The organism is Bacillus benzoevorans, from assembly GCF_014207535.1.
GTDB classification, from domain to species: Bacteria; Bacillota; Bacilli; order Bacillales; family Cytobacillaceae; genus Bacillus_BD; species Bacillus_BD benzoevorans.
The window spans coordinates 63432-74738 of the sequence record NZ_JACHGK010000018.1; the positions used below are offsets into that span (position 1 = coordinate 63432).

The 11307-nt window shown below is 44.6% G+C and carries 8 protein-coding genes and 1 rRNA gene; 6 read left to right on the forward strand and 3 right to left on the reverse strand.

What is annotated here, in order from left to right:
• Positions 1–379 precede the first annotated feature (379 nt).
• Entirely contained in the window at positions 380–3412 is a 3033-nt protein-coding gene (locus HNR53_RS18965; RefSeq protein WP_184528989.1) for a DEAD/DEAH box helicase, read from the reverse strand.
• Positions 3405–5021 carry an SWIM zinc finger family protein gene (locus HNR53_RS18970; protein WP_184528991.1) on the reverse strand — a complete coding sequence of 539 codons (1617 nt, stop codon included), beginning with the start codon at positions 5019–5021 and terminating at the stop codon, positions 3405–3407. Before HNR53_RS18970 ends, HNR53_RS18965 begins: the two co-directional genes overlap by 8 nt.
• Positions 5022–5542: 521 nt before the next feature.
• Here HNR53_RS18970 and HNR53_RS18975 point away from each other — a divergent pair.
• From HNR53_RS18975 to HNR53_RS18985, 3 genes are all read left to right on the forward strand, one after another.
• Positions 5543–6190, forward strand: a complete 648-nt coding sequence (locus tag HNR53_RS18975; protein WP_184528993.1) for a GntR family transcriptional regulator — start codon at positions 5543–5545, stop codon at positions 6188–6190.
• Between the two features lie 544 nt (positions 6191–6734).
• The gene (locus HNR53_RS18980) at positions 6735–7523 is read left to right on the forward strand and encodes a 4-hydroxy-tetrahydrodipicolinate reductase (RefSeq protein ID WP_184528995.1); all 789 of its coding nucleotides are present in this window, start codon (positions 6735–6737) and stop codon (positions 7521–7523) included.
• A 479-nt stretch (positions 7524–8002) separates the two neighbouring features.
• Positions 8003–8836, forward strand: coding sequence for a putative bifunctional diguanylate cyclase/phosphodiesterase (locus HNR53_RS18985; RefSeq protein ID WP_184528997.1), 834 nt, complete (start codon positions 8003–8005; stop codon positions 8834–8836).
• Between the two features lie 398 nt (positions 8837–9234).
• On the opposite strand, the gene HNR53_RS18990 is transcribed toward HNR53_RS18985, so the two are convergent.
• Positions 9235–9696, reverse strand: a complete 462-nt coding sequence (locus HNR53_RS18990) for a staygreen family protein (protein ID WP_246439684.1) — start codon at positions 9694–9696, stop codon at positions 9235–9237.
• A 193-nt stretch (positions 9697–9889) separates the two neighbouring features.
• Here HNR53_RS18990 and HNR53_RS18995 point away from each other — a divergent pair, with 193 nt between their 5' ends.
• The 3 genes from HNR53_RS18995 to HNR53_RS19005 form a co-directional block, all read left to right on the forward strand.
• Entirely contained in the window at positions 9890–10078 is a 189-nt protein-coding gene (locus HNR53_RS18995; RefSeq protein WP_184528999.1) for a hypothetical protein, read from the forward strand.
• An 87-nt stretch (positions 10079–10165) separates the two neighbouring features.
• Positions 10166–10765, forward strand: coding sequence for a hypothetical protein (locus HNR53_RS19000; RefSeq protein WP_184529001.1), 600 nt, complete (start codon positions 10166–10168; stop codon positions 10763–10765).
• 447 nt (positions 10766–11212) lie between these two features.
• A 16S ribosomal RNA gene (locus HNR53_RS19005) occupies positions 11213–11307 on the forward strand; the annotation flags it as partial.

The following is an 11307-nucleotide window of genomic DNA, read 5'->3' on the forward strand; positions in this document are numbered from 1 at the left end:
GGACGGTCACTATGAAGGGCTGATAGAGCCCGACAGCGGGGGAAAAAGCAGCTGACGGTCACTATGAGAGGCTGATAGAGCCCGTCAGCGGGAGAAAAAGCATCGGACGGTCACTATGAAGGGCTGATAGAGCCCGTCGGCGGGAGAAAAAGCATCGGACGGTCACTATGAAGGGCTGATAGAGCCCGACAGCGGGGGAAAAAGCAGCTGACGGTCACTATGAGAGGCTGATAGAGCCCGTCAGCGGGAGAATGGTCCGTTGCAGCCAATTAAAAAAAGTGCCCCATGAATTCCTCATGAGACACCTTTCTAACGAGCCAGCGCAGCCGGCGGCCTAATCCAGACCTAATTTCAGCAGCAGCCCTACCCGCTCCATTATCTATTTCCCCAAATGAATCAACTCGCGCAGATCATCTGTCGACAGCTCGGTAATCCAGCTGTCACTCTGAATAATCTCATCGTTCAGCGACTGCTTTTTGTCGAGCATTAAATCAATTTTTTCCTCCAGCGTGCCGGTACAAATCATTTTATGGACATGCACAAACCGTTTCTGCCCAATGCGGTACGCCCGGTCGGTGGCCTGGTTCTCGACAGCCGGATTCCACCAGCGGTCATAGTGAATTACATGGTTCGCCGCTGTCAAATTCAGCCCGGTGCCGCCCGCTTTCAATGACAAAAGGAAAATCGGGAACTCGCGGTTCTGGAACTCATCAATCATCCGATCACGCTGCGACTTCGCCACACTTCCGTTCAAAAACGGCACCTCGACCCCAAACTCTTCCTCAATCATCGTCTGGATCATATGCCCCATCTCAATATACTGCGTGAAAATCAGGCAGCTTTCCTCCTGCTCAAGCACGGCGCCAACCAATTCCTGCAGCTTCTCCAGTTTTGCTGACCGCTCAATCAAATTCACGGGCCGCTGCTCCTTCAAATACAGCGCCGGATGGTTGCACAGCTGCTTCAACCGGCTCAGCATCTGCAAAATCAGCCCCTTGCGCTCAAACGGCGACAGCTTATCAATATCCGCCAAGGAGTCATGCACCAACTGTTCATACAGCGAAGCCTGCTCCGCCGTCAGCGGGCAATATTCCTTCTGCTCCAGCTTGTCAGGCAGATTCAGCGCCACATCTTCGTCCTTTTTCGTTCTTCTTAGTAAAAAAGGCCGGATCAGCGCCTGCAATTGGCGGATGCGTTCTTTTTCATCGTCACGCTCAATCGGCAGGACAAACCGTTTTTGAAATTGACCGCTCGAACCGAGGTAACCATGATTAATAAAATCAAAAATTGACCACAGCTCGCTCAAGCGGTTCTCCATCGGCGTACCCGTCAAAGCAATATGATGCTGGCCCTTCAATTTCCTTACAGCACGGGACTGCTTCGTATCGGCATTTTTAATATTCTGTGCCTCGTCAATAGCAATCGTACTCCAGGTCAGCTGTAAAAAGTCGTCCAAGTCAAGGTGGGTCAACCCATAGGAGGTCAAGACGACATCCGCCTCGAGCACCTTCGCCGCAAACTCTTCGCCATGAGGCCGCGCCGGACCGTAATGGAGATAAATCGACAAATCAGGAGCAAACCGCTCCAATTCCTTCTGCCAGTTGCCAAGAACGGAGGTTGGGCAGATGATCAGCGCCGCTTCCGTTTGTTCCGCCGCCGTCGTCTCACTCGAGTTCCCAGCAATCTCCGCAGTCGCTGCCGTCTCACCCGGATAGCCAGCAATCTCCGCATCTGCATTCGTTTCACCTGGATTCGCGGCAATCCTTGGACCCACATTCGTTTCGCTCGGATTCGCAGCAATCCCTGCAGTCGCCGCCTTACCTGAGTTCCCGGTCACCTTCGCGACCGCACCTCCATTTTCTTCCTTCACCTTTAACATATAAGAAATCAACTGCACCGTCTTCCCAAGTCCCATGTCATCAGCGAGGCAGCCGCCAAAGCCGAACTTCCTTAGGTACAACAGCCAGCTCATGCCCAGCTGCTGATACGGACGCAACTCACCACGGAAGCTTTGCGGCACCGGTTCAAGCGGCAGTTCCTGCAAATTGCGCAGTCCCTTGATCATCGACTTCCACTGCCGGTTCAATTCAATCTGAATCTTCGCAAACGCCTTCGGATTCTCCAGCTCATCGGCAATCGAGCCGACTCCCTCCTCAGCGAACAGCTCCTGCTCAATCACATCGCGGACCTGCAGACCTTCCTTCTCCGCCTTCTTCATCAGCTCTTGAATCTGGTGGATAAACTCGGGGTCGAGCTTAATCCAGCGCCCGCGCACAAACACAAGGCGCCGCTTTTCATCGACTAATTGATTGAACTCTTCCTCCGACAGCTCGACGCCATTCATCGAAAAGCGCCAATCATAATCAAGCATCGCCTGCAGCCCAACGAATGACGGACGGTAACTTGTCGACGCGCTTTTCACCTTCGCCTTGACCTTCAAGCTCGCACTCTTCATCGCCTGCCACCACGAAGGCAGCAGAATATCCACGCCAAGCGCCAAGAGCGTTTCACTTACATCTGTTAAAAATAACCATGCTTCATTCTCTGATAATTTATCCGTCAAACGGGGTTCATGTTTGCCGCCGTTGAGCCAGGGAAACAGGCGCATCCAGCGTTCCTGTTCGGCCTGTACTGTCTCCAAGTGCGGCAGCCAAGTACGCGGATATTCACCCGAATTGCCCAAATCCACGACCAAATCCTGATTTTTTTTATCACGCAAAAAACATTCCAGCGTCCAAAAATCAGCTGCATCGGCGGGTTCCTCCAGCTTCACACCTAAAGTAAAAGGGACCGCACTCTCTTTGATCCCGATCCACTCGCGGAAACTATCCTCATCAAAATACTCCGCCAGCTGGCTGGGGGCAATTGTTCCGTCTCGCAGCGCCTGCAGTTTTTTTCCAAAAGAATATTTGAGCTCCCGGTTTTGCTTCATATAACCTTCAAGCGCTAAATTGAACCACTTCTCCATAAACGAACGGACGCCGTTCTGCTCCCAAAACGCGGGGAGGAACTCGTTCACGACGCGGTCCGGCAGCGCCCAGCGAAACTCGTCCTGCTCCCACGAAGCAAAATCGGGCATCCATTCCTTCTCACTAATCGCATCGTATACCGTATGCGCCGCGGCGAGGCAAAGCCCGGCAGTCTCATCCCAATCCCAGTCCACCATGCGGTTAAACTGCTCCCCGCTAAACAGCGTCGCCAGCTGCCAGCCGTTCAGGACAATGCCCTCAATCCCGGCCACTGTCTTATGGTCGACCATCGTCCCGTAAAAGCTTTCCTTATGCCCGTTCAACAGAAGATGCTGCCACACGGACGGGTAGAAATAACGGTCTCCCTCATCCATGGCACTCAGGAAATACTGCTCCGTTCCCAATTCCGATACAAGTATTTTGATATATCTTGTTTTAAGCATCGATCAATTTTCCCCTTTTGCATTCTTCATGAAAGGCACGGAGCCTTTTGGTGCGCATCATCAGGAGCTCGAGAAATTCCTCCCACTCCTCAACCCGCTTCATTTTTTTATACAGCGTCCGCAGTTTCTTCAGCTTGCGCACCGCCTCCTGATAATGCTCGCGGTTCTTCACATCAATATGGAGCTGCACCGCCTGGTGGTAAAGCGGCAGCAACAGCTCCGGCGCTTCATCCTGCAAAACCTTTATCTGGCCTTTCGAGAGCGACTCCATTTTCAAGCCAATATACGTCTGCAGCTCCATCCATTTGGCGAAATCTTTTTTTTCAAAAAGAAAATCCTCGTATTCGCGGAAACTGTACGGGAGCATTTCGTAAAGCGCCTTTTCAAACAGTTCGGTCCGTCTGGTCTCCGCACAAAATGGGAGCGCGGATTGTAATACCATCCTCGTGAAATCGCGGCAGGCATAATAATCGCCTTCAAGGGCTAAAAAGGCACGGATGCGGGCGACAAATTCAGTCAAATATGGGTCCATCCGCAGCCATTCTTTGCCCTCTGTGAGCAGGTCCATCCAGTAAAAAAAGTACGGAGTGATGTTTTCAGCACAGGACTTGATCAGCGTCATCGCCTCGTCATCATTTTTCAGCAGCAGGTGCAGGTGGATGATCGCAACGGTCTGCGCCAGGCTCCGGTCATAATTCTTTAAATGCTCAATCAACTGCTCCTCGCGCCAGTTTTTCTTTTTAAAAAGGCGGGTCCATAGGAGGCAGTAAAGGTGAATCCGGTCATATTCAATCATATAGTCCGACGCTAAAAGGGCGTTTGTTTCGTCTTTCAGCTGTTCAATGAAATCGTCAAAGTCGAAGGGGAGCGCCTGTACGGAAATCGAATCCGATAATTTTGTGATGTCGTTCATCGACATCTGGAACAAATCGCGGTACTGCTTGTTGACCGTCTCTTCATCGTGCCCGAGGTCATGGCTCAGCTCAAGCAGCTTGATGAAGGAGACGATGGACGCGACAAGGAAATAAAGATTCTTCCATTCCTGTTTCAGCGGCGCCCCGGCTTTGAGACGGCGGTAATAGGTCTCAAACAAATCGGGTATCACGTGCGGTTTCGGGTCGCCTTGACCGCGCATAATCAGATCAAAGCTTTCGCGGAAAGTGTTCACCCACTGTGAGTAATTGGGTTTAATCAGACCGGCTGTTTTGAGCAGGTCCTTAGCCCGTTCGAGCCCCCACGATTTCGCCGCCTGCTTCTCCTTAAGCGGCTTGCGCCAGGCATCGACCCATTCAGCGACACTGCGCTCATAGGAAAGAAGCTGAAAGAATGCCGCCGTAATATGGCGGCAAATCCCATCACCCGGACAAGTGCACTCGCTCATCGGAGGCAGATCCAAATCAAGTGTCACCTTCACCGGCGCCACATCCTGCACCGCAGCTGCAGCGAGGCCCCGATCCAACTTCACCGACGTCACCGCTCCCTGACGGTACAAATGCAGCCCTTTCTGCACCACATTCGCATCCTCCTGCACATCCGGCGCCAATCTCTCCCGCATATAATCCGAAAAATACTGCAACGGCTCCAAATAACCCTCCGGAATCCCACTCATCAATCATCCCTCCTTTGGAAACACGGGGACGGTTCTCCTGTTTCCCTAATTTTTTCCAGTCCCCGGGCATAAAACGTTCTCCCGAAAAAATCCATATTCTTTCATTATACACACTTTTTATCGGGTTTAAAAAGTGTACTGGTGTCAGGCACCGAAAAAGGACAGATGTACGTGTGAAGTGGAATCCTAAATAAAGTGGTTTATGAAAGGGGTAAGGGACACAAAAATAAAGGTTCTCTTTTACATAAAGTGAAAAGGAGAGATGCATAGTGACAAACAACTTATACCACGATATATCGATATATAACAAAAGCCTCATCACAGAGGATATTTGGGGGCCTAAAAAATTGATTCACCAAACTCTAATTTGTTGTGAAAAAAGTCCCGTCCTAGATGTAGAGGACACCTGTTTGAAGCTCTCTTTTCATGGCTAGGTTGCCAGCTATAAAATCATCATAGTAGATTCCAGTAGAAATGTACTATAATAGGTAGATACATTACATCCTGAGGGGATTTATATAATGGAATCAAAGGCGTTTCAAATTAAACAACCGAAATATCGGATCATTGCCGAAGATATCGCGGCAAAGATTGTGGAGAAGAAGTACAACGTCGGGGAGAAAATTTATGCCCGTTCTTCATTGGCGTCGCTGTACGGGGTATCAGCTGAAACCGCGCGCCGTGCGATTGCCGTGCTCCAGGATTTAAACATTGTGAAAACGACAAAAGGCAGCGGAGTCATCATTATTTCTTACGAGAATGCTGCGAAATTTGTTCATCGTCTTGAAGGGGTAAAATCGGTTCGCGAATTACAAAAAGAACTAAGCATCAGCATTGAAAAACAACTCGCTGAATTGACCAACCTGCAGGAAATATCGAAGGAGCTTATTAATCGAACGAATCGCTTTCATTCTATCAATCCATTTGTCCCGTTCCAACTGGAAATTACATCATCCTGCCCGTATATTTCGAAAAACATCAGCGAAATTAATTTCTGGCAGAACACAAGGGCGACCATCGTGGGAATACGGAAAAACAATGAACTGCTGCTTTCCCCCGGTCCCTATGCGACACTGGAATTAGGCGATATCATTTATTTTATCGGTGATGAAATGTGTCTCACCCATGCAGAGGATTTTTTACAAGTTGAAAAAGGATATATCCAATAAGGTGTCAGGCATCCACAAATTTATCTATTCCAGCCAAAGGGATATTAGATAAATGTGGTGCCTGACACCTTTGTCTTTAGGACGGCTTTTTATGACAATTTAATGTCAGATGAATAAATAGTTTGACAAAAGAAACTACTTTATAATAAATTGGAGTTGTTACTTAAGAAACAACTCTGATTTTATAACAGGTTGTTTCTCTGCCGAATTAATATCACATTCATGCAGCAAAGCCAATAGTAAGCTGCTGCTATTCATTTCTATCATCCTCAATTATTTGATCTACAGTTTGTTTCGTTAAATCTAAACATGTGTGACTAAACAAAATATGTTTCCATTTACTTGAGTCATTTCGGACTCTTTCCAAAAAGGCATCTGTCGTTCTTCGCCTGTATCGCCTTTTCAAAAAACAACCCCGGTTCGCAAATGGAACAGTACGATACATTTAGGCATACATACCTTGCACAACTTTCATAACATAATAAGTTTCAGGCAAAATCAGACAGACAAGACAAGAATATTTCTACACAGGAGGTTTTTCAATTTGAAAATTTCAATCGGATTATTTGGTTTTGGCCGCACAGGTTCAGTTGTTGCGAATGAGATTATAAAAGATGCAGATTGTGAATTAAAATGGGTCATGAGAAAATCCGGTGAAAATGCGGGTGAATACGCGAGCCATTTGCTGGGGCATGTACATGATGAAGGCAGGTTCTTTTCCTATGAACAAGTCGACTTCGATCACTTTTATGAAGAAAATAAAGTCGATGTTATCATTGATTTTTCCAGCTCATGTGCTGTGAATGAATATAAAAACGCTGTGAAATATGGCAGCCGCATTGTTTCGGCGATATCGAATTATCAGCCGGAAGAGATTGAGCAATTAAAGGCTTTGAGTTCAGAAACTGCGATTCTTTATTCACCGAACATTACGTTGGGAATTAATTTCTTAATGGAAGCTTCGAAGCTGCTGCAGCAAATTGTGCCGAATGCTGATATTGAAATCATTGAGGAGCATTTCCGCCATAAAAAGGATATTTCCGGTACGGCTGTGAGAATCGCTGAAGCTCTAGGGCTCGATCAGGAGCAGCATGTGAATTCCATTCGCGTCGGCGGAATTGTCGGCAAACATGAGGTCGTTTTCGGCCTGCCGAACCAAACGATCCGAATTGTCCATGAATCGATTGACCGCGGTGCCTTTGGCCAAGGGGCCATCTATGCCGCCAAGTGGATAATGAGTCAAGAAGCAGGTGTCTATAATATGGAACAAGCGCTGAAGTTAATTAAGTCGGAACCTTATCATGAGGAGGAAAGGGAATCTGTCCTCGTTTGAAAAAGCAAAAAAATAGGCCATCCAAATGGATGGTCTATTTTAAATGACAAAAATTACCTCAAATTCAACGTTCTCCTAAATATAGATATTAAATGGTCAGCTCGAATTTCATATTGTTATCAAGATATCTATCATTCAAATCTTCGTTAAATAACCGCTAACGTATGTAAGGAAAAAACTTTTCTTCAATAGTTTTCATTGCTGTGCTTTTGTTGAATAAAATGCATAATTGAATATGTTTCTATAAAAAATTCTTTTCAAGAAACGAATTAAAACTTCAATTCAAATAATATTTACTATTGTCCTTTAGGAGCCATCATAAAGATAGTCCTTTTGGGCAGTTTTTATATGGAGGAAAAAAATGACCTTATTACTCCGGCATCCAGTATCTGTTTTTATCATGGCTATTACTGCTTTATCCTATTTGTGGCTTTATTTTTTTCAAAACGATGAATGGATTTACAAGTGCAGATAAAGCCATGTATGCAGCGAAAGAACGCGGTAAGAACAACTATCAATTTTATAGTACCATTCATCATACGGTTAATCGAAATTTGAATTTAGAAAAAGGACTCAGAAATGCGATTGAAAACAATGAATTGTATCTATATTATCAACCTCAAATTGATTTAAGTTCCAATCAAATTGTAGGAATGGAGGCACTTTTAAGATGGGATCATTCAGAACTTGGAAAAATTAGTCCGGATGAATTTATTCCAATTGCTGAAGAAACCGGCCTTATTATTCCGATAGGAAAATGGGTACTAAAGTCAGCCTGTCAGCAAATAAACGCATTCGTTGAAGCAGGTTATTCACCCCGTACAGTTTCTGTAAATGTATCCCCTTATCAATTTAAAGACCCTAATTTTCTTGAAGATGTGAAACAAATTATAAAAGAAACAGGGATGCAGCCAGAACTTCTCGATATAGAAGTGACAGAAAGTCTTATGCATGATATCAAGGAATCCAGAGTCATCATAGATGAACTGAAAAAGATAGGTGTACACATATCAATTGATGATTTTGGAACGGGATATTCCTCATTAAGTATTCTAACTTCATTACCGATTGACCGTATCAAAATTGATCGAATGTTCATAAATGAAATGACAACAAATCTAAACACGAGCACGTTGGTAAAAACCATTATCGAAATGAGTAAAAATTTAAATACCTTAGCTGTTGCTGAAGGAATTGAAACCGAAGAGCAGGCATTACAACTAAAACGGTTAAATTGTCATATAGGTCAAGGTTATTTTTACTATCCACCCATTTCTGTAATGGAGATGGAAAAATTACTTTTGAACCATTAGAAACAGGGATGTTCTACGTGTTTCTCTCATTTTTGCCAGAAGGGTCGAACTCGGTGCCACAAGGTTTGAATCGTTCCCGTTAGAAAGTGAAACCGCGGTCTGAGGGGAAGAATCGCGCATTCCTCAAAGGAGTTCATTGATTATGGGAAGTATCAGGACTTGATAGAGCCCGTGAACGAGTAAAACCCTTGATGATGGGAAGTATCGAATGTGATAGAGCCCGTGAACTACGGCCTGATAATGACCGAGAGATTAACTAGCGTTCGCGGGGCCCCGAATCCGAATTTTGACTGCAAAAACAGCAAAGTAAAAGAGACTGCTCAAAGTTGGGCAGCCAATTACCATTATTTATACTAATCTAATTTCTTGTGTTCCTCCCGGGTACGCTTATGCCCCGTCTAAGCCAAATATTTTCTTGGAGTGCCATAATAAAAAGTCTGCTGGTATTGCGGAAAACTAGATTCATATTCAATATAAATAGGGGCATCAAGCAGAACTGGATAGCGGCGTAAAAACGGCAGGTCGCCATAAACCATTGCTCTAATGGCCGTATCCATTTCTTTTTTAAAAATGTTTAAACGACGTTCTGCAGCCGCTTGACTAAATTCCCCGCCGTCAACATAGGCCTTTCCTAATAAATTGAAACCGCCGCTCCCCGTTCTTCGCCACTCTGCCAGCACTTCATCGCGCATTGATTTATTAATGGCTTCATAGTTGTAGTCAAATCCAATATCCAAAAAAATCTGAGCTGTCTTGTCTGAATGAGTAAGTGTGTATTTCCTTCTATTGATGGGCTGCGCCGAATTTGCGGGAGGAATCATTCTCACAAACAACTTTTCCGGGTTAAAAGCGGCCATCATTTTCCCCCTATTCGCAGGTTAATAGTAAATAAATATGCAGGTTTAGTTGTTTAAGTTCCTAGAGGTAAAATAACTGCCGGGACAAACCTGGCTTCAATCATTCAAAGCCCCACAAAATGATTCACTAAGCTCTCACAAACGATGCAATCTGCAAGGTAACAGTGTGCTAAGATTTGGTAAGGGGGTATTAACAATGGATAAAGAAAACAAACCATTTAATGACGTTATCGACCATATGCAAAAAATTGAGGGAAATACAACGCCTGCAACAACGACTGATAGGAATAAACTCCCTAAACCAGTCAGATATTTCGGCTATATTGTGATTGCCTTCATTGTCCTATCCCTATTAATGCTAATCACTCTAAACTTTTTAAAATAACATTTCACCAATCTTCATTATTAAAAAACACCCATCCATGAAACTTTTTCGTTCCCATATCGTCTAATATCTAAAGGGGGACCAGACTTGAAAAAATTGCAATACATATTTATTTTTACGCTAATCCTACTATTGATAGATACGAACGTTTCCGCGACAAGCTGGGTCGCCCTGGAGCCGGAGGAGGTCGCAGCGCGGGCCGATGTCATTGTCAGTGGGACATACGATTTTTACAGCAAGCCAGAGCTAAGTGATTTTGTCTTCCAAGGATTGGATTTTTATGTCAACAAGGTTTACAAAGGCGATGTCAGTAAAAAAATAACCGCCGGCATCGACGGCTTTGATATTGGCTGGGCACAGGAATTTCAGAATCAGGGCGGGGAATTTGTCTTATTTTTAAAGAAGAGCGAAGACTTTCATTTCCTTATCCCAGTCTCTGGTCCAAATGGAATGGTTCAAGTCCAGGGCGGACAAGTCGTGGACCACAATGCAGAAAGAAAGGCTTTTTTCGAGGATTTTCTAAAAATAGGGCAAAGCATCACAGTCAGCTCTGTTCAATCCGCTCATGAACAGGGGAATTACCCTGCCACTTTCTATTTTTCCAGTGCCGGCATGTTGCTGATTATCGCAATTTTTATTATGATTTACCGCAGTTGGAGGAAACGGCTCCTGAAGAAAAAGGATTAAGCAATTTAAAAAGATATTCAAATGTAACAAAGGATATGTAAGATACAAATGAAACAGGAAAAATTTGAACTGCAATCAATAAAGCTTTTAAAAAAAGAGTTGATCTCAATTAGGGGTAATGATACTATTAATTTCCCTTTTCCTTTTAGAAGACAGATAGGAATTAAGTTCATATTTCTTCTTTGATATAGAGAATAGGGATTAATACAGAATAAACTCAAAAAAGAAGTTGACTTCTGTGAATCCAGATGTTATAGTAATGAATGTCGCTGATGCGAAACAACTAAAAAAGATTACTTCTTAATAGTTGACTTCGGCGAAACGAAATGGTATAATTCATTTTGCTGCTGATAAGAATCAGTAGATGATTGTTCTTTGAAAACTAAACAAAGCAGAAACGTCAACGTAAGTTTTATTTTTGTAACAAAACATGAGCAAATCAAACACTTTTTGGAGAGTTTGATCCTGGCTCAGGACGAACGCTGGCGGCGTGCCTAATACATGCAAGTCGAGCGGACTTTTGGGAGCTTGCTCCCAAAAGT

What these genes read in the sequence shown, in the direction of transcription:
- HNR53_RS18965 (WP_184528989.1), bottom strand. Translation starts at nt 3,412, where the DNA reads ATGCTTAAAACAAGATATATCAAAATACTTGTATCGGAATTGGGAACG.
- HNR53_RS18970 (WP_184528991.1), bottom strand. Translation starts at nt 5,021, where the DNA reads ATGAGTGGGATTCCGGAGGGTTATTTGGAGCCGTTGCAGTATTTTTCG.
- HNR53_RS18975 (WP_184528993.1), top strand. Translation starts at nt 5,543, where the DNA reads ATGGAATCAAAGGCGTTTCAAATTAAACAACCGAAATATCGGATCATT.
- HNR53_RS18985 (WP_184528997.1), top strand. Translation starts at nt 8,003, where the DNA reads ATGTATGCAGCGAAAGAACGCGGTAAGAACAACTATCAATTTTATAGT.
- HNR53_RS18990 (WP_246439684.1), bottom strand. Translation starts at nt 9,696, where the DNA reads ATGATGGCCGCTTTTAACCCGGAAAAGTTGTTTGTGAGAATGATTCCT.
- HNR53_RS18995 (WP_184528999.1), top strand. Translation starts at nt 9,890, where the DNA reads ATGGATAAAGAAAACAAACCATTTAATGACGTTATCGACCATATGCAA.